This window comes from Microbacterium sp. BH-3-3-3, assembly GCF_007679045.1.
Lineage (GTDB): Bacteria > Actinomycetota > Actinomycetes > Actinomycetales > Microbacteriaceae > Microbacterium > Microbacterium algihabitans.
Genome location: NZ_VEFS01000002.1, coordinates 72,170 through 90,426 on the forward strand (window position 1 = coordinate 72,170; position 18,257 = coordinate 90,426).

The following is an 18,257-nucleotide window of genomic DNA, read 5'->3' on the forward strand; positions in this document are numbered from 1 at the left end:
TCGTGCCCCGGACCCGGGGCGGCGGTGGGCCGCCGAGGGTCCGGGGCACGTTTTCGTGTGGTCACCCGGCCTGCATCTCTCGGGACGCGGATGCCCTGGCATCCGGTGCGGGGGTGCTCGTCCCCATTTCGGTGGGGGCGTGTCCCAGATTGTGCGGTTCGCGGGGTGTTCAGCCCGCACTTTTCGGGACATGGGTGCGGGGGCGTCCGGTGCTTTGGAAACCTCCCGTCGGCGCCGGGCCGAAACCCGGCCGAGGAATACCCTTCGACCTCGCACGGTTGCCGTTCGTTCACCTCGATCGATGGGACCCCCGTTTTGACTGCATCCGCACACGCCCTCGTGGTCGGCGCGACCGGTATCGCCGGCGGCGCGCTGATCGACCGACTGTCCGACGAGGGATGGGCGGTGACCGGCCTTTCCCGTCGGCCGGGTGCGGAGCGTCCGGGTGTCGAGTGGCGGTCGGCCGACCTGCGCTCGCCCGAGTCGCTGCGCGCGGCGCTGGGCGACCTGCCTGTCACGCACGTGTTCTTCACGGCGTGGTCGCGGCAGGACACCGAGGCCGAGAACATCGCCGTCAACGGCGGCATGGTCCGTGACCTGCTCGCGGCGCTCTCCGACGCACCGGTGCGTCACGTCGCCCTGATGACCGGGTTGAAGCACTACCTCGGGCCCTTCGAGGCGTACGGCCAGGGCGAGATGCCCGACACCCCGTTCCACGAGGACGAGCCGCGACTCGACGTCGACAACTTCTACTACGCGCAGGAGGACGAGCTCTTCGCGGCCGCCCGCCGTCAGGGCTTCACATGGTCGGTGCACCGTTCGCACACGGTTCTCGGCCATGCCGTCGGCAACGCGATGAACATGGGGCTCACGATCGCCGTCGCCGCCGCGATCAGCCGCCACACGGGCCGGCCGCTCGTCTTCCCGGGCAGCGAGACCCAGTGGAACGGCCTCACCGACGTCACTGATGCCGACCTGCTGGCCAGCCAGATGGTCTGGGCGGCCACGCACCCCGAGGGCGCGGATGAGGCGTTCAACACCGCGAACGGCGACGTCTTCCGGTGGCGCTGGATGTGGCCGCGCATCGCGGCAGACCTCGGTGTCGAGGCGGAGGGATTCGACACCGCCCCGCGCCCGTTCGAACAGCAGATGGCCGATTCGGCGCCGGTGTGGGCCGAGATCGTCGAGCAGCACGGACTCGTCGAACCCGGCATCACGCGCGTCGCCTCGTGGTGGCACACCGATGCCGATCTCGGGCGCGACATCGAGGTCATGACCGACATGTCGAAGAGCCGCCTCGCGGGGTTCACCGAGCATCACCGCACGCGCGACTCGTTTACGAAGCTCTTCGGGCGGTACCGCGCGGCGCGCCTCATCCCCTGAGCCACAGACGCTGACCCACGGTCCCGAGCTGGCCGTGGCGACCCGTGGTTGCAGGTGCCGTCAGCTCTCAGGGTCGTCGGTGGTCGTCGTCGTGCTGTGCCAGTACGCGGCGGTCTTGCTCCCGAGCCGCACGATCTGGTCGGGGCGAGTGTCGGCATCCGGCCAGAAGCAGAGTTCGTAGCGGTCGGGCGCGGCCTCCTCTTCGAGGACGGTGTCGGCGTCACGGCCGGCATCCATCGCGGTCGCCGACCACCGTGCACGGTACGACATGACCGGGAGCGTGATCTCGTCGCCGTCGTCGAAACCCCCGAACCACAACACCCGCTGGTCGGGGCGGAAGGACACCTCGACGACGTCCTCCGCTTCACTGAGCGGGGGCTCACTGTCGACCAGCACGACGCGTACGGGAACGGCGCCGGTGTGCAGCCCCGTCCGCAGATCCAGGAGCCCCGGAATCGCTGCGCCGCAGAGCCCGTTCTGCTGTCCGGCGAACGGGCTGCCCGAAACGATCTCACCGAAGCGTTCCTCGGGATGCAGCCAGATGAAGCCGTAGTGCACATGCAGTGGTCGGTCGAAGAGCACCTTCTCCGCGTGCATCTCGGTCACAGCCGCTGCCCCAGCGCCCACAGCCGGTCGGCGCGACCCGAGATCGCCTCCGACAGGGCGAAGGCCTGCGCGTCGGTCAGCGACGCGATGTAGTCGACGATGCCGCGGGAGCGCGCGAGGGTCTCGGCCTCGGCATCCGTCGGGCGGCGCTCGGCGGGCAGCTGCGCGTACTGCTCGCGGGCCAGCGCGATGAGCTCACGCAGGCGCCGCGGCGTGCGGGCGCGGTCGAGGTCGTCGTCGAGCCACTCACCGAGCGCGCGCACCGATCGCGCGAGGATGCGGCTCATGCCGCGTTGCTGGATCGCCAGGTCGGGGCGGCTGAGCACGAACCGCTTGTGCACGAACTTCAACACCTCGACGTGGTGCCAGGCCCAGGGCGACAGCACGACGGGCCCGGCGCGCGGGGTGTCGAGGGGCCGCAGACGCGCCGACTCCTGGAAGCGGCGAATCCACCGATCCGTGAACCCGGCCAGCCGGCGCTCGGCCGTCAGCGACCCGTCGAACGGGCGCGCGAGCAGGTCGGTGACCATCTCGGCATCCACGTCGCTGACCGCGGCGAGGAAGGCCTCATCGTCGGCGATCCAGGGGTCGTCGCGACGCATCTTGCGGCGCAGGCGCTCGAGACCGGCCCCGGGGGCGAGCTCGGCGCGCACCTCGGCATCGTCGCGCGAACGCCACTCGAGCACGTCGTCGAGCCAGCCGCGGAACTCCGCCGCGATCGGGGCGTGGTCGAGGATGCCGGCGCGATAGAAGTCGTCGACGTCGTGCACCGAGTAGGCGATGTCGTCGGCGAGGTCCATGACCGCGCCTTCGATGCTCTGGCGCAGTGGCTCGGCATCGACGCCCTGACGCGCTTCGGCGAGGTCGTCGAGGTCGATGTCGTACGCGGAGTACTTGTGCACGCGGTACGCGCCGTCGGGGGAGCGGCGGATGCCACGGGGCGGGCCGATCCGCTCGATGTCGGCCGCGCCGACCGACGGCGCCCACGGGTACTTGGCCGAGGCGGCACGGACGGCGGCCGTGAGATTGAGTCCGCGCGGGGCGTTCTCGACCACGTCGAGCGCGGTGAGGATGCGGTAGGTCTGCGCGTTGCCCTCGAATCCGTCGGCGAGGCCCAGCTCGTCGCGGGCGAGCCTGTCGAGGGTGGTCTCGCCGAGGTGGCCGAACGGCGGGTGCCCGAGGTCGTGCGCGTAGGCCGCGGCCTCGACGACAGTGGCGTTGCAGACGTCGCCCTCTCCGGCCTGGCGTGAGCGGGTGTTCAGCTGCAGGGCGACGACACGGGCGATCGCGCTGACCTTGAGCGTGTGGGTGAGGCGGTTGTGCACCGGGGCCCCGCCCATCGACGGCGAGACGACCTGCGTCACGGCCGAGAGTCGCGAGAAGTACGGCGAGAACTGGATGCGCTCGAGGTCGATCGACCACGGATCGGCCCGGGCGTCGTCCCCGTCGGGGTAGACGCGCGAGGCGAGGTTGCCGACGGCGCGCTCGTGGCGCGAGCCCGCGGCGGCCCCGCCGGAGACGGGGTGCGCGAGCGCAGCGGCATCCGGGGGCGTGGTCTCGTCGTGCAGCGTCATCCGGTCCTCTCGCGGCGTCGATGGCGTGGGTCAACGCTAACGCGGCGCCGGGTCGTCGGCAGTGCCGGAGACGACCGCGATCGCCGGTGTTACATTTCGACTCGCCCGCACTGTCGCACTCGAAGATCTCCTCGACGCCGGAACCATCGTGGCCATCGGTTCCGACTGGCCCATCGGGCCCTTCGACCCGCGGAAGATCATCGCGATCGCTGAGATGCGACCGCGGGTGGGCGCGGTCGACATGGGCGCGGTGGTGCCGTCGCAGCGGCTGACACGGGCAGAGGCCCTCACGGCGTACACGCTCTCTGCGGCGCGGACTGCCGGGGTGGACGAGAGGGCGATCGCCCCCGGGCGCAGCGCAAGCTTCACCGTGTTCCAGGGCGACCTTTTCGCCCCGCCCCCGACGACCTGCCTGCCGTGGCCGTACGGGGCACGATCATCGAGGACGTGGTCGGTTCCGCCGCCGCCGTCGACGTCCTGAGCGGTCCCGCCGGCTGAGGTCCCCGCCCCGCCCGGGGCCGGTCCAGAGTCCAGAACACCCGGAGGGCCCGAGAATCCGTCCGGGTGTTCTGGACGTTCGAGCGGTGGTTATCCGCTGCGCCGAGAGTCAGCCTCGCCGCACCTCGACGTCGGCCACGCGCTGTGCGCCGGCCGTGACGCGAGCATGATCGTGCGCATCTCGGAGCTTCATCGGCTCGCGCACTCCCCGCTTATACGCCTCCGTGCCGACCGCCGCAATCATCCGGGCCGCCGTGTATTCGAGAAGGCGCCCGGCTTAACGTTGCGAGTGTGACGCTGAACCATATTCGACGAGGGACGGGCAGCCCGCTGCTGCTGGTGCACGGCTTGGGCGCGGGCTGGCGATCCTGGGCCCCGATCCTCGACGACCTGGCCCGGCACCGTGAGGTCATCGCCGTCGATCTGCCGGGGTTCGGTCAGACACCGCCGCTGTCCGGTGACGTTTCCATCGCCACGTTGACCGACTCCGTCGCGGACTTCATCCGCGAGCAGGGGCTGGATGGGGTCTCCACCGTCGGGCAGTCGATGGGCGGCCGAATCGTGCTCGAGCTCGCGCGGAGGGGAGTCGGCGCAGACACCGTGGCGTTGGACCCCGGCGGCTTCTGGAGTCCCCGTGAGCGTGCCGTCTTCGCCGCCACGCTGCGGCCGTCGATCGCGCTGGTCCGAGCATTGCGCGGCACGCTGCCGGCCCTGCTCGGCAACCCCGTCGGGCGGACGCTGCTCCTGGCGCAGCTGTCAACGCGACCCTGGGCTCTTTCGCGGGAAACCGTGCTGGCGGACGTGCGCGGACTGGCCGATTCCCCCTCGGTCGGAGACGCCATGGACGCCCTCACGAAAGGCCCGCTGCAACAGGGCGCCCCCGCAGGCACGGCACCCGGCCGGGTCACCATCGGGTGGGGTCGGCGCGACCTCGTGACGGTGCCGAAACAGGCCGATCGCGCCACGCGACTGTTCCCCGACGCCTCGCTCCACTGGTTCGAACGGTGCGGCCATTTCCCGCAATGGGACGCCCCCCGCGAAGCGACGCAACTCATCCTCGACCGCACCAGCTGATACAGAGGACTGCGCGACCCTCACCGGCAGCCGGGTTTCCGGGTTCGGCGCGAAACGTCGTGCTCCGTTTCGCGCCGAACCCGGCCTCACCCCCTCCGCACGTCAACCTCGACGATCCGCGCGTCATCGATGCCCAGCTCGTACGCCGGCCCGGTGATCCGCAGCGTCACCGACTCGTCGACCGCCGCGCACGACGGCCCGAGCCGTAGCTCCACCTCGCCCGCCTCGACCACACGTCGCAGCGCACGATCGCTGTAGGCAAGACGCGATGCGGGCACGGTGAAGCGCACATCGGCGCTCTCGCCGGGATCGAGTTCCACACGCGCGTACGCCACGAGCTGCGCGACGGGGCGCGTGACGGTCGCAACAGCACGATGCGCGTAGATCTGCACGACGTCGGCGCCGCACACGGCTCCGGTGTTCGTTACGCGAGCCGAGACGGTGAACGCATCGCCGGCGCGCGCCTCGGCGGAGATTCCGGATGCCGGCACACCGGCGTCGCGGCGCGCGTGGGTCGCCGTGACTCCGTCCACCCGTAGCTCCCCCCTCTCGAAGGTCGTGTACGACAACCCGAATCCGAACGGGCGCACGGGGGTGGGGTCGGTGCTCGTGACGCCTGACGGCCCGCCCAGCAGGGGGTGGAGGTAGGAGTAGGGCTGCGCACCGGCGGAGCGGGGGAGCGAGACGGGCAGACGCCCCGAGGGGGTGGCGTCTCCGGCGAGCAGCGCGGCCAGCGCGGGCCCGCCCTCCTCGCCGGGGAAGAACGCCTGCAGCACCGCCGCCGGTCCCGTGGCGGTGTCGAGCGCCCAGCCCAGGGCGTAGGGCCGCCCGGTCAGCAGTACGAGCACGACGGGCGTGCCGGTCGCGATGACCGCCTCGACGAGCTGTCGCTGCACGCCGGGCAGTTCCAGCGAGTCGGCGTCGTTGCCCTCGCCGACCGTTCCGCGTCCGAAGAGCCCGGACCGGTCGCCGACGACGACGATCGCGACCTCGGCGTCGCGGGCGGCGGACACCGCGGCCTCCAGACCCGAGAGGTCCGTCCCCTCCACCTCGCATCCGCGGGTGTAGGAGACCTCGCCGAACCGCTCGACGAGTGCCTCGCGGACCGTCGGGATCTCGAAGCCCATCGGGGTTCCGGGGTGGTGCGCGAGCACGTGGTTGGCGAACGAATAGCAGCCCATCAGCGCCTCGGCGCTGTCGCCGTTCGGTCCGATGACGGCGATCCGCGTTCCGGCGGCGAGGGGGAGGGCGCCGTCGTTTCGCAGCAGCACGGCCGATTCCTCGGCGAGTCGACGCGCGAGGGCGCGATGCCCGGCGTCGTCGAGGTCGATGTGCTGCGGGGGCATCGAGAAGTCGGCATCCAGCAGCCCGAGGTCTTCCTTCTCGGCGAGCACGCGCGCGACGGCGCGGTCGACGACGGCTTCGGGAAGAGCACCGGATGCCACCCTCTCGGCCAGGAACGGATAGGCGTCGGGGCCGGGGAGCTCGACATCGATGCCCGCCTCGAGCGCGAGCTGAGCGGCCTCGCCGCGGTCGGCGGCGATCCCGTGCATCGAGCGGAGGAACTCCACCGCGAAGTAGTCCGACACGACGGTGCCGTCGAAGCCCCACTGCCGCCGCAGGAGATCGGTCAGCAGCTCGTGCGAAGAGGCCACCGGCACGCCGTCGATCTCGGTGTACGAGTTCATGACGCTGCGTGCGCCGCCGTCGCGCACGGCCATCTCGAACGGCGGCAGGAACACGTCCTGCAGCTCGCGGCGTCCGGCCGACACGGGCGCGTGATTGCGCCCGGCCCGCGAGGCGGAGTACCCCGCGAAGTGCTTCAGCGTGGCGTGCACCCCCGAGTCTTGAAGTCCGCGCACGTAGGCCGTGCCGATCGTGCCGACCACGTACGGGTCTTCGGCGATGCACTCGTCGACGCGTCCCCACCGGGCGTCGCGCACGACGTCGAGCACGGGCGAGAGGCCCTGGTGCACCCCGAGGTCGCGCATCGAGCGACCGATCGCGGATGCCATGGCTTCCACGGCATCCGGATCGAACGACGCGCCCCAGGCGAGGGGCGTCGGGAAGGTCGCCGCCTGCCAGGCCGCGAAGCCCGTGAGGCATTCCTCATGCACGAGGGCGGGGATGCCCAGGCGCGTCTCGGCCTGGAGTCGCCGCTGCTCGCCCCAGAGCCACTCGGCGCGCTCGACCGGGTCGACCGGCCGGGTGCCGTAGACGCGGGTGAGGTGGCCGAGGCCGTGCACGGTGGCATCCGCATAGGCGGTGGTGGTGACCTTCTCGCCCGAGAGCGGGGCGACGACCTCATCGCCCTGGTCGACCCAGTAGCCCACGAGCTGCGCGAGCTTCTCGTCGAGGGTCATCTCGGCCACGAGCGCCTGCACGCGAGGGGACACCCCGCTGGCGAGGGCAGCGCCGACGTCGGTGTTGTGGATGGTCATGGTGGGTCAGCCCTTCACGGCGCCGGTGAGGCCGCCGACGATCCGACGCTCGAACACGCTGAAGAACAGCAGAGCGGGGATCATCGACAGCGAGGTGAATGCGAGCACGCGCGCGGTGTCGACGGAGTACTGGGAGGCGAACGCCTGCGTTCCGAGAGGCAGCGTGAAGGCGGCCTCGTTGTTGAGGATGAACAGCGGGAGCATGTACGAGTTCCAGCTGTTGACGAAGGCCAGGATGCCGACGGTCACCACCGCGGGGACGGCGAGGGGCAGCACCATGCGCCAGAAGAACCCGAGGCGGCCGAGCCCGTCGATCGAGGCGGCTTCCTGCAGCTCTTTCGGGATGGCCGCGAGGAAGGGCGACAGGATGATGATCGTCAGCGGCAGGGCGAAGGCGATCTGCGGCACGATGACGCCCGCCAGCGAGTTCATCAGGCCGAGATTGCGCACGAGGATGTACAGCGGGGTGATGGCGACCGTCATCGGGAACATCAGGCCGGCGGTGAACAGCGCGAAGACCGCGCCGCGGCCGCGGAAGCGGTAGCGCGCCAGGGCGTACGCGGCCATCAAGCCGAGGGCGACGACGAAGACCGTGGTGGCGATCGCCGCGATCGCGGAGTTGCCGACCTGGCCCCAGAAGATGGGGCTGGCGAGCACATCGGCGTAGTTCTGCCAGTTCCAGGTGGTCGGGAAGCCGGCCGGGTCGACGGTGATCTCGGCGTTCGAGCGGAAGCCGCCGAGGATGATGTAGACCACCGGGGCCAGCATCATGCCGATCAGCAGCAGGGCGACGAAGCCGACGAGCACCGAGGTGGAGCGCTTCGCCCCGGCGGGGGAGCGCAGCGTCGAGCGCGGGGCCTTGGGGGCCACGAGGGTGGCGGTGGCGGTCATTCGGAACCTCCGGTGAGGGCGCCGGCGGTGTCGCGCCGCAGCACGAAACGCTGGTAGATGAGCGCGACGGCGAGCGAGATGAGGAACATCACCACGGCCACGGCGCTGCCGTAGCCGAAGCTGCCCGCGTTGCGGCCGTTGGCGACCATGTAGGTGGCCATGGTCGAGGTGCCGGCGGTCGAGGCGACGTACTGGCCCCAGATGATCCAGACGAGGTCGAACAACTGCAGCGAGCCGATGATCGACAGGAACGCCCAGATGCGGATCGTCGGACCCATCAGCGGCAGCACGATGTGGCGCTGGATCTGCCAGTACGAGGCGCCGTCGATCGCGGCGGCCTCGCTGAGCTCTTCGGGGATGCCCTGGAGTCCGGCGAGGAAGAGGATCACCGCGAAGCCGATGTACTTCCACGTGATGATGATCAGCAGCGTCCAGATCGCCAACGCCGGGTCGGAGATCCAATCGGCGCGGAGGGCGCCGAGCCCGATCTTCTCGAGCGCCCCGTTGAGCGCGCCGCCCGACTGCAGCATGAGGCCCCAGCCGAGACCGACGACGACCTCGGAGATGACGTACGGCACGAAGATGAGCACGCGGATGAGCGACTGCGCCCGCATCTTGCGGTTCAGCAGCAGCGCGAGCCCGAGGGCGAGCGGCCCCTGCAGCACGAGCGAGCCGATCACGATGAAGGCGTTGTGGCCGAGCGCCTCGTGGAACGCGGGATCGGTGAGGATCGTGACGTAGTTGCGGATGCCGACGAAGTCGACGGGAGTGCCGAAGCCCGACCACTTGTAGAAGCCGTAGTACGCGGCCAGGGCGACGGGGAGGATGACGAACGACACGAACACCACCAGGGCGGGGCCCAGGAGGATCGCGAGTTCGCCGCGGATGCGCCAGTTCTCGAGCCGCCGCCGCGCGGGCGGCCGCCCGGCCGAGGGGGTGCGGTGCGCACCCTCCCCGGCCGGGCGGCGAGACCCGGCGTCGGTCGCCGAAGCGGCGAGCTGCGTGGTCATGAGCGGTGTCCTCAGCGCGAGGCTGCGGCGTTGACGGCGTCGACGATGCCCTGCGGCGAGCCCTTGCCGGCGAACATGTCGACGACGGCGACGTTCAGCGCGTTGCCGACGTTCTGGCCGTAGAGGGTGTCGAGCCACACCGAGACGTAGGGCGCCTTCGAATAGGCCTCGAGCACCGACTTCAGCGCGGGGGTCGTCACCGCTCCCTCGGCCTCGCTCGAGGCGGGAAGGGTCTGGAAGGCCTTCGCGTACGCTTCCTGGTTCTCCTTGTTGACGAGGAAGTTCAAGAAGTCGGTGCACTGCGCGGGAGCGTTGACCCAGCACGAGTAGCCGTCGACGCCGCCCATCATGGCGCCGGGTTCGCCGTCGCCGCCCGAGACCTCGGGGAAGGGGAACCAGCCGAGGTCGGCCAGGGGCTGCTCGTCGGGGGTGAGCGAGGCGATCACGCCCGGGTCCCAGGCGCCCATGAGTTCCATGGCGGCCTGGTGGTTGGCCAGGAGACCCGCCGACGAACCGGCGCCCTGCTGGGCCGCGGTGGTGAGGAAGCCGTCGTTGAAGGGCTGCGTCGCGAGGAACGACTGCAGGTCTTCGCCGGCCTTCAGCCAGCACGGGTCGTCGAAGCTGCGGCTCGCGGCGGCGGAGTCGAGCACGTCCTTCGAGCAGGCGCGCAGCGCGAAGTTGTAGTACCAGTGGGCGGCGGGCCAGGCGTCCTTGGCGCCGACGGCGATCGGGGCCACCCCGGTCGCCTTGATCTTGGCGTTGGCCGCCTCGAGCTCGTCGATGGTCGTCGGCGCCGAGGTGACACCGGCGGCCGTGAGCAGGTCTTGCGAGGTGAAGATGCCGGAGGGCAGCACGGCGACCGGCATGCCGTAGTTCTTGCCGTCGATCTCGAACGCCGACAGCGACGAGCCGAGGGCCGTCTTCGCGTCAGCCGAGATCTTGTCGGTCAGGTCCATCGCCTGGCCGGCGGTGACGATGTCGGCGAGCTTGCCGCCGCCGCGGGCCATGAACAGGTCGGGGGCGTCGCCCGAGTTCAGGGCGGTCTGGAGCTTGCCGTCCATCTCCTCGTTCTGCACGGCCTGGATCTCGACGGTGACGCCCGGGTTCGCCGCCTCGAACGCGGCCGCGGTGTCTTCCCAGTACTTCTTGCCGTCGCCGGTCGTGGAGTTGTGCCAGAGCGTCAGGGTGACGCTGCCGTCGGCGTTCTGGCCGCTGCCGCCGCCTGCGGCGCAACCGCCGAGCGCGAGGGTGCCGGCGACGGCGAGGGCCGCTCCGGCGAGGATCTTGCGCGTGTTCATGTGATGCCCGTTTCTCTTCGTCGAGGTGCGCCGCGGGGCGCGTCGGTGTGTGCGGCTGCTCTGCCGTTCGTGCGCTTCTCGGGGTCTGCTGCCCGCCGAGGTGTCAGCAGTGTCGCCCGGAGCCCGCTTCGTCGTCAAACGTTTTCGAAAATGATTTCCACGCTAGGGTCGGATGCCATGACGAGGCGAACCACCATCCACGACGTCGCCGCGGCGGCCGGGGTCTCGGTGGCCACGGTGTCGAAGGCCGTGAACGGCCGTTACGGCGTCTCGCCCGAGACCGTGGGCCGCGTGCTCGACGCGGTGAAGACCCTCGGCTACGAGTCGAGCCTCGTGGCCAGCAGCATGCGCTCGCGCCGCACGGGAGTGATCGGTGTGCTGGTGGCCGACATCGAGCCGTTCTCGGCGGAGATCCTCAAGGGTGTCGCGGGGGCCCTGTCCGACACCGGTTACGACCTGCTCGCGTACACCGGAGCCCGTCGCGACGGCGAGGGCTGGGAGCGCCGCTCCCTGAGTCGGCTCAGCGGAACGCTCATCGACGCGGCGATCATCGTCACCCCCACGGTGGTCAACGTCTCGAGCGACGTGCCGATCGTCGCGATCGATCCGCACACCGGACGCGGCGACGTGCCGACCGTCGAATCCGACAGCTTCACCGGAGCTCAGCAGGCGGTGCACTACCTCGTGCAGCTCGGCCACCGCCGCATCGGTTTCATCGCCGGTCGCCCCGATCTGCGTTCGGCGGTGGCCCGCGCATCGGGATACCGCGCGGGGCTCGCGGCCGCCGGCATCCCGTTCGATCCCGCGCTCGTGGGCGACGGACGGTACGAGCACGACGTCGCCCGCGAGGCCGCGCACGCGATGCTCGCATTGCCCGACCCGCCCACCGCGGTATTCGCGGCGAACGACCTCTCGGCCCTGTCGATCGTCGAGGTCGCCGGCGAACGTGGTCTCCGCGTGCCCGACGACCTCTCGGTGGTCGGCTTCGACGACGTGCCCGAGGCCGCCCGCGCCCAACCCGCTCTCACGACGGTGCGCCAACCCATGAAGCGCTTGGGCGCTGAAGCCGTGCGCATCGTGCTGGCGCTGCTCGCCGGCGAGGAGCTGCCGGCCACGCACGTCGAGCTTCCGACGCGTCTGGTCGCGCGCGGGACGACGGCGCCGCCGCGCGAGCGCTGAAGCGGGGCGTGCGGCCGGGGTCCCGGCATCCGGTGCCCCTGCCCTCACCCCTTGCGTGAGTGTCGAGATCGTCCGGGTGTTCTGGACGCTCAGCGGCCTGTCGTCGCCCGGGCGAGAGCGCCGACGAGCCCGCAAGGCGCGCCGCGACACCCCGCGGCTCCGGTACCGTCGAAGAATGCCTACCGCGAGCAGTAAAGACGACGAGGTCGACCTCCTCATCGACGCCTGGTCGCAGCTGCTGCCCGAGGTCGACCTGACGCCCCTCGATGTGATGTCGCGCCTGCGCCGCGCGGCCTTCCACCTGTCGAAGCTGCGCGCCAAGGCCTTCGCGAGCGCCGGCATCGCCGTGTGGGAGTTCGACGTGCTCGCGGTGCTCCGCCGCGCGGGCACCGAGCTGAGCGCCACGCGCCTCATCACGGCCACCATGATCGGCAGCGCCGCCATGACCAACCGCCTCGACAAGCTCGCCGAGCGCGGCCTCGTGCACCGACGTCCCAATCCCTCCGACGGTCGGGCCATCCTCGTCGCGATCACCGCCGAGGGCATCGAGCGCGTGGACGCCGCGATGACCGAGCTCGTCCGTCTCGAGGCCGAGGCCCTGCGCGATGTCAGCCGCCAAGACCAGGCGCTGCTCGCGAGCGCGCTGCGCGTGCTGGCGGCCGGCGAGACGCACGAGGCGTGACCGACTTCGCCACCGCTCTGACCCAGCGCCCCGTCGTCCTCGACGGCGGTCTCGGCACTCTGCTCGAGACGCGCGGCAACGACGTCACGAGCGACCTGTGGTCGGCGCGCGTGCTGCGCGACGACCCCGACGAGGTGCGCGCCGCACACGCCGAATTCGTCACCGCGGGCGCCGAGGTCGTGATCACCGCGTCGTACCAGATCGGTTTCGGGGGAGAGATCCCGGATGCCGAGGTCGAGGCGTTGCTGCGCCGCTCGGTGACCGTGGCGCGCGACGCCGGCGCGGCGGTGGTCGCGGCATCCGTCGGTCCAGTCGGAGCGCTCCGCGCCGACGGCAGCGAGTACACCGGCGCGTACGGGCTGACCCTCGCCGAGCTGCGCGATGCCCACCGCCGACGCCTGCACGTTCTCGCGGATGCCGGGGCCGACGTCCTGGCGATCGAGACGATCCCCTCGCCGCTCGAGGTGGAGGCCCTCGCGCTCGAGCTCGCCGCGCTCGACATGCCGGCCTTCGTCAGCCTTTCGGCCGACAGCACCGGTTTCGCGGGACGCGGAGCGCTCGCCGCGGCACTGCGCGAAGCGGCATCCGCCCCGGGAGTCGTCGCAGTGGGGGTCAACTGCTGCGCCCCCGGCTCGGTGCTGCCCGCCCTCGCGGATGCGCCCGACCTGCCGCTGGTGGTCTACCCCAACACGGGCGAGACGTGGGAGGCCGCGACGCGCACCTGGCACGGCGGAGCTGCCCCGCTCGCCGACGACGCTCCCGCGTGGGTCGCCGCCGGCGCGCGTCTGGTGGGCGGATGCTGCCGGTCGAGGCCCGCCGACATCGCCGCGATCGCGGCCGCGGTGCGCTGAGCGGGCCCTCCACCGTCTGCGTGAGGGGTCACGAAGTGTCGCTTCGAGAGGCTTCCAGCGACCGATCGTGACCCCTCACGCGGGGGCGGGCTCAGTCGAAGTCCGCGGCCAGGGCGTTGCGGTGGTACTCGAAGATGATGCTCGTGCGCGTCGAGGCGACGCTGTGCCGAGCCGAGAGGTGGTCGACGACGAAGCGGCGCACGGCCGACGAATCGTCGACGGCGATGTGCACGAGGAAGTCGTCGGCGCCGCCGAGGAAGAACAGCTGGATCACGTCGGGGTGGCGGCGGATCTCGTGAGCGAACGCGCGGATGCTCTCCTGCCGCTGCCCCGGGCGCAGGGTGACCCCGACGATCGCCTGCAGCCCGCGGCCGAGGCGGCTCTGGTCGACGGCTGCGTGGAACCCGGTGATGAGCCCGCGGTCGACGAGGCCCCGTAAGCGCGCATGGGCGGTGGATGCCGCGACCCCGAGCTCGTCGGCGAGGGCGGCGTTCGTCATGCGTGCGTCGGCCGACAGCAGTTCGATGATGCGCGCGTCGAGGGGGTGCAGGTCGTCGTCGGCCACCGTAGATCCTTCGCGTCGGCGACCCCGGCGGGAGTCGTTTCGCCGATGATATCCCTGCACGAACGGCTGTAGCCGAAGGATCTGCGCGGAAACACCACGGAAACACTCTTTTCTGCGATCCTCTCGGCAACGCTCATCCGCTCGAGGAGGAACCCATGCGCGTGTCCGTGCCCACCGAGATCAAGAACAATGAGAACCGCGTCGCCATGACGCCCGCGGGGGTCGATTCGCTCGTCCATCGCGGTCACGAGGTCTTCGTGCAGGCGGGTGCGGGTGAGGGCAGCGGCTTCTCCGACGAGCAGTACCGTGCGGCCGGTGCCGAGATCGTCGACACCGCCGAAGAGACCTGGGCGCGTGCCGAACTGCTCGTCAAGGTGAAGGAGCCCATCGCCCCCGAGTACGGCTTCCTGCGCCGCGACCTCACGCTCTTCACCTACCTGCACCTCGCCGCCGACCGACCGCTGACCGACGCCCTCATGACCGCCGGCACCACGGCCGTGGCGTACGAGACCGTCCAGACCGCCGATCGGGCGCTGCCGCTGCTGGCCCCCATGAGCGAGGTGGCCGGGCGCCTGTCGATCATCGAGGGCGCCCACCACCTGCTGCGCGCCTCGGGTGGGCGCGGTCTGCTCCCCGGCGGCGTGCCCGGCACCCCGCGGGCCAAGGTCGTCGTGATCGGCGGCGGCGTCGCGGGCGAGCACGCCGCGGCCAACGCCCTCGGACTCGGTGCCCGCGTCACGGTGATCGACATCTCGCTGCCCAAGCTCCGCCAGCTCGAGGAGCGCTTCGGCGGCGCGATCGAGACCCGCGCCTCGACCCGTCTCGAGATCGCCGAGCAGCTGTCCGACGCCGACCTCGTGATCGGCTCGGTGCTCATCCCCGGCGCCGCCGCCCCCAAGCTCGTCACCGACGACATGGTCGCCGCGATGAAGCCCGGCGCGGTGCTCGTCGACATCGCGATCGACCAGGGCGGCTGCTTCGAGGGCTCGCGCCCGACCACGCACGACGCACCCACCTTCCGCGTGCACGAGGCGCTGTACTACTGCGTGGCGAACATGCCCGGCGCGGTGCCGCACACCTCGACCCGGGCTCTGTCGAACGCCACCCTGCCGTACATCACGCGCATCGCCGAGCAGGGCTGGGAGGCAGCGGCATCCGCCGATCCTGCCCTCGCCAAGGGCCTGAACGTGCGCGCCGGGGTGGTCGTGAACGAGGGCGTCCGCGCGGCTTTCGACCTCTGATCCGCAGAGGTGGCTGAGCTTGTCGAAGTCACCGGGGTTGCCGCGGGTTCCGGTCCCTTCGACAGGCTCAGGGACCTGGGTTGCGCGAGGTGGCTGAGCTTGTCGAAGTCACCGGGGTGGCTGTGGGTTCTGGTCTCTTCGACAGGCTCAGGGACCTGGGTTGCGCAGAGGTGGCTGAGCTTGTCGAAGTCACCGGGGTGGCTGTGGGTTCTGGTCCCTTCGACAGGCTCAGGGACCTGGGTTGCGCAGAGGTGGCTGAGCTTGTCGAAGTCACCGGGGTGGCTGTGGGTTCCGGTCCCTTCAACAGGCTCAGGGACCTGGGTTGCGCGAGGGGGCTGCGGGTTGCGGTCCCTTCGACAGGCTCAGGGACCTGGGTTGCGCAGAGGTGGCTGAGCTTGTCGAAGTCACCGGGGTGGCTGTGGGTTCTGGTCCCTTCGACACGCTCAGGGACCTGGGTTGCGCGAGGGGGCTGCGGGTTGCGGTCCCTTCGACAGGCTCAGGGACCTGGGTTGCGCAGAGGGGGCTGCGGGTTGCGGTCCCTTCGACGGGCTCAGGGACCTCGCGTTGCTCAGGGATCTCGCGTGGCTCAGGGACCTCGCGTGGCTCAGGGACCTCGCGTGGCTCGGGGACCTCGCGGGGCTCAGCCGCGCACCCAGGCGTAGGTGATCTCGGGGCGGCCCTGGCCGCCGTACCGGGGTTCGCGGCGCACGCGCCCGGCGTCGGCGAGGTGTTCGAGGTACCGCCGGGCGGTGACCCGCGACATGCCTTCGCTCTCGCCGACCTCGGTCGACGACACCGCTCCGGCGGCGGTGCGCACGCGCGCGGCGACGGCCTGCAACGTCTCGTCGCTGAGCCCCTTCGGCAAGGTGGGGGCGGCGACCGTGCGGAGCGACCCGAGCAGGGCATCGACCTCCGACTGCGTCGCATCGCCGGCGGCGCGATCCAGTCCCTCGACGTACGCGCGGTACGCCTCGAGGCGCTCGCGGAACGCGGCGAACGCGAACGGCTTGATGAGGTACTGCACGACCCCGATCGACACCGCCGCCCGCACGGTGGCGGCGTCGCGCACCGCGGTCACCGCGATGATGTCGACGCCCGCACCCATCGCGCGCACGCGCCGGGCGACGTCGAGTCCGGTGCCGTCGGGCATGGTCATGTCGAGCAGCACGAGATCGATCGAGCGATCCGGGTCGGTGATCGCGGTGAGCGCCGCGCGGGCTCCGGCGGCCTGACCGACGACCTCGAACCCCGGCACGCGGCCGACGTAGGCGCTGTGCAGCTCGAGGGCGAGGGCGTCGTCGTCGACGACGAGCACGCGGATCACGGTGCCACCGCCTCGGCCACCGCGGGGAGGAAGACTCGCACCGTGGTGGGCTGAGCGGTCACCTGCAGAGTGCCTCCCCGGGCGGCGACGATGTCGCGGACGAGCGCGAGTCCCACGCCGCGGCCACCGGGGGAGAGGGCGGTCTTCGTCGAGGCGCCGAAGGCGAAGGGGTCGGCGAGCGCCGGATCGAATCCCGCTCCGCTGTCGACGACCTCGACGATCACGTCGGCGCCGTTCTCGCGCAGCGTCGCACGCACCCATCGCGGCTCGGGGCCCGTCGCCGCGGCATCCAGTGCGTTGTCGACGAGGTTGCCGACGACCGTCACGGCCTCGGCGGCGACCAGCGGCAGCGTCGGGGTGGGCTCGGCCACATCGATGTCGAGGCGCACTCCGCGTTCGGCGGCTTCGTCGAGCTTGCCGAGCAGCAGGGCGACGACCACGGCGTCGTCGTCGTCCGAGACGAGGCGGTCTGCGAGGTCCTGACGCTCTCCGGTCGACGCGACGATCAATCGTCGGGCTTCGTCGACGCGGCCGAGTTCGAGCAGAGCGAGCAGGGCGTGCAGGCGGTTGCCGTGCTCGTGCGTCTGCGAGCGCAAGGTGTCGCTGAGCGTGCGCACGCCCTCGAGCTCGCCCAGCAGGGCCTGCAGTTCCGATCGATCGCGCAGGGTCATCACGCGCCCGCGCTCGGGAGCGCGTCGGCCGCTGAGGTCCCGCGCTTCCTCCTGGTTGACCAGCAGCACGCGGTCGCCGTTCACGACGGTCTCTTCGACCATGCGGCGCCCGGTCGCGATGGCATCGGCGAGCCCGGCGTCCATCTCGACCTCGCGGGGGTCGAGAGACACCTGCCCGCTCGTGGCCGGGGGCAGCCCCAACAGGTCGGCCGCCTCGTCGTTGTACAGCACGATGCGTCCGGCACGGTCGGTCACGACGAGCCCCTCGCGCAGCGAGTGCAGTACGGTCTCGTAGCTCTCGACGAGCCGCGACAGCTCGCCCGGCGTGTACGACCCGGTCACGCGACGGGCGCTGCGGCGCACGTACAGCGCCCCGAGCACGCCCATGCCGACGATGGCGGCGGATGCCAGGACGATGAGCGGTGCGCGCGCCGCGATGTCCTGCTGCACGGCGCCGAGGGTGACGCCCACCGAGACCAGCGCGATGATGTCGCCGTTCTCGCCGCCGTCGACGCGGATGGGGGCGATCGTGCGGACCGAGGGACCGAGGGTGCCTTCGTACACCTCGGTGAACGTGTTCCCGGCGAGGGCTTCTTCGCGCGAGCCCAGGTACGGCTCACCGATCTCCGACCGGTTGCGATGGGTGATGCGGGTGCCGTCGGGCGTCATGATCGTGACGAACGACAGGTCGGCCTCGGCAAGGATCTGCTCGACCATCGGCTGCAGGGTGTCGGAGTCGCGGGCGGCCGCGAGCACCGCGACATCGGGCTCGTGCGCGAGCGTCTCGGCGACCGACCGCGTCACCTTCTCGGCCTCGCGCTGACCGGAGTCGCTGAGCTGCAGCGACAGCAGCGCCGCGAGCACGCCGGCGACGAGAACGACGACGCCGAGCGACACCAATGCCAGGCGTCCTCCCACGCTCAGTCGCATGTCACCGCCCTTCCTCGCGCTGTCGTGAACAATACGACC

Annotated in this window: 16 protein-coding genes; 7 read left to right on the top strand and 9 right to left on the bottom strand. The window is 71.1% G+C overall.

Annotated elements, in window-relative coordinates; all coding sequences use genetic code 11:
• Positions 1–315: 315 nt before the first annotated feature.
• Positions 316–1,383 (top strand): SDR family oxidoreductase, encoded by a 1,068-nt coding sequence (locus FS769_RS08140; protein ID WP_260979724.1) that lies wholly within the window; start codon positions 316–318, stop codon positions 1,381–1,383.
• A 60-nt stretch (positions 1,384–1,443) separates the two neighbouring features.
• On the opposite strand, the gene FS769_RS08145 is transcribed toward FS769_RS08140, so the two are convergent.
• Together FS769_RS08145 and FS769_RS08150 are read right to left on the bottom strand one after the other, a co-directional pair.
• Positions 1,444–1,989 carry a hypothetical protein gene (locus FS769_RS08145; protein ID WP_144832193.1) on the bottom strand — a complete coding sequence of 182 codons (546 nt, stop codon included), beginning with the start codon at positions 1,987–1,989 and terminating at the stop codon, positions 1,444–1,446.
• Positions 1,986–3,563 (bottom strand): deoxyguanosinetriphosphate triphosphohydrolase family protein, encoded by a 1,578-nt coding sequence (locus tag FS769_RS08150; protein ID WP_222123914.1) that lies wholly within the window; start codon positions 3,561–3,563, stop codon positions 1,986–1,988. The genes FS769_RS08145 and FS769_RS08150 overlap by 4 nt, the downstream gene beginning before the upstream one ends.
• Before the next feature lie 61 nt (positions 3,564–3,624).
• On the opposite strand from FS769_RS08150, the gene FS769_RS17235 reads away from it, so the two are divergent.
• On the top strand, positions 3,625–4,044 hold the full coding sequence (locus FS769_RS17235) for an amidohydrolase family protein (protein WP_144832196.1): 420 nt from the start codon (positions 3,625–3,627) through the stop codon (positions 4,042–4,044).
• 308 nt (positions 4,045–4,352) lie between these two features.
• The gene (locus tag FS769_RS08160) at positions 4,353–5,135 is read left to right on the top strand and encodes an alpha/beta fold hydrolase (RefSeq protein WP_056224106.1); all 783 of its coding nucleotides are present in this window, start codon (positions 4,353–4,355) and stop codon (positions 5,133–5,135) included.
• A gap of 86 nt (positions 5,136–5,221) precedes the next feature.
• On the opposite strand, the gene FS769_RS08165 is transcribed toward FS769_RS08160, so the two are convergent.
• From FS769_RS08165 to FS769_RS08180, 4 genes are read right to left on the bottom strand one after another with little or no spacing between them, the layout of a single operon-like run.
• Positions 5,222–7,576, bottom strand: a complete 2,355-nt coding sequence (locus FS769_RS08165; RefSeq protein ID WP_144832199.1) for a glycoside hydrolase family 3 N-terminal domain-containing protein — start codon at positions 7,574–7,576, stop codon at positions 5,222–5,224.
• A gap of 6 nt (positions 7,577–7,582) precedes the next feature.
• Positions 7,583–8,467, bottom strand: a complete 885-nt coding sequence (locus FS769_RS08170) for a carbohydrate ABC transporter permease (protein WP_144832202.1) — start codon at positions 8,465–8,467, stop codon at positions 7,583–7,585.
• A complete protein-coding gene (locus tag FS769_RS08175) occupies positions 8,464–9,477 on the bottom strand; it encodes a carbohydrate ABC transporter permease (RefSeq protein WP_144832205.1) in 1,014 nt (337 codons plus the stop codon). The genes FS769_RS08170 and FS769_RS08175 overlap by 4 nt, the downstream gene beginning before the upstream one ends.
• A gap of 11 nt (positions 9,478–9,488) precedes the next feature.
• Positions 9,489–10,775: an extracellular solute-binding protein gene (locus FS769_RS08180; protein ID WP_144832208.1), complete on the bottom strand. Its 1,287-nt coding sequence runs from the start codon at positions 10,773–10,775 to the stop codon at positions 9,489–9,491.
• Between the two features lie 177 nt (positions 10,776–10,952).
• On the opposite strand from FS769_RS08180, the gene FS769_RS08185 reads away from it, so the two are divergent.
• The 3 genes from FS769_RS08185 (at position 10,953) to mmuM (ending at position 13,487) form a co-directional block, all read left to right on the top strand.
• Positions 10,953–11,954: a LacI family DNA-binding transcriptional regulator gene (locus FS769_RS08185; RefSeq protein WP_144832211.1), complete on the top strand. Its 1,002-nt coding sequence runs from the start codon at positions 10,953–10,955 to the stop codon at positions 11,952–11,954.
• 175 nt (positions 11,955–12,129) lie between these two features.
• Entirely contained in the window at positions 12,130–12,636 is a 507-nt protein-coding gene (locus tag FS769_RS08190) for a MarR family winged helix-turn-helix transcriptional regulator (protein WP_144832214.1), read from the top strand.
• The gene (gene mmuM / locus FS769_RS08195) at positions 12,633–13,487 is read left to right on the top strand and encodes a homocysteine S-methyltransferase (protein ID WP_144832217.1); all 855 of its coding nucleotides are present in this window, start codon (positions 12,633–12,635) and stop codon (positions 13,485–13,487) included. The genes FS769_RS08190 and mmuM overlap by 4 nt, the downstream gene beginning before the upstream one ends.
• Before the next feature lie 91 nt (positions 13,488–13,578).
• On the opposite strand, the gene FS769_RS08200 is transcribed toward mmuM, so the two are convergent.
• Entirely contained in the window at positions 13,579–14,052 is a 474-nt protein-coding gene (locus tag FS769_RS08200; protein WP_144785944.1) for an Lrp/AsnC family transcriptional regulator, read from the bottom strand.
• Positions 14,053–14,207: 155 nt separating this feature from the next.
• Here FS769_RS08200 and ald point away from each other — a divergent pair, with 155 nt between their 5' ends.
• Complete coding sequence (gene ald, locus FS769_RS08205; RefSeq protein ID WP_144785945.1) at positions 14,208–15,293, top strand: alanine dehydrogenase; 1,086 nt, start codon at positions 14,208–14,210, stop codon at positions 15,291–15,293.
• Positions 15,294–15,933: 640 nt separating this feature from the next.
• Here ald and FS769_RS08210 read toward each other — a convergent pair.
• Together FS769_RS08210 and FS769_RS08215 are read right to left on the bottom strand one after the other, a co-directional pair.
• Positions 15,934–16,617 carry a response regulator gene (locus FS769_RS08210; protein WP_144832220.1) on the bottom strand — a complete coding sequence of 228 codons (684 nt, stop codon included), beginning with the start codon at positions 16,615–16,617 and terminating at the stop codon, positions 15,934–15,936.
• On the bottom strand, positions 16,614–18,218 hold the full coding sequence (locus tag FS769_RS08215) for an ATP-binding protein (protein WP_144832223.1): 1,605 nt from the start codon (positions 18,216–18,218) through the stop codon (positions 16,614–16,616). The genes FS769_RS08210 and FS769_RS08215 overlap by 4 nt, the downstream gene beginning before the upstream one ends.
• Positions 18,219–18,257: the final 39 nt, after the last annotated feature.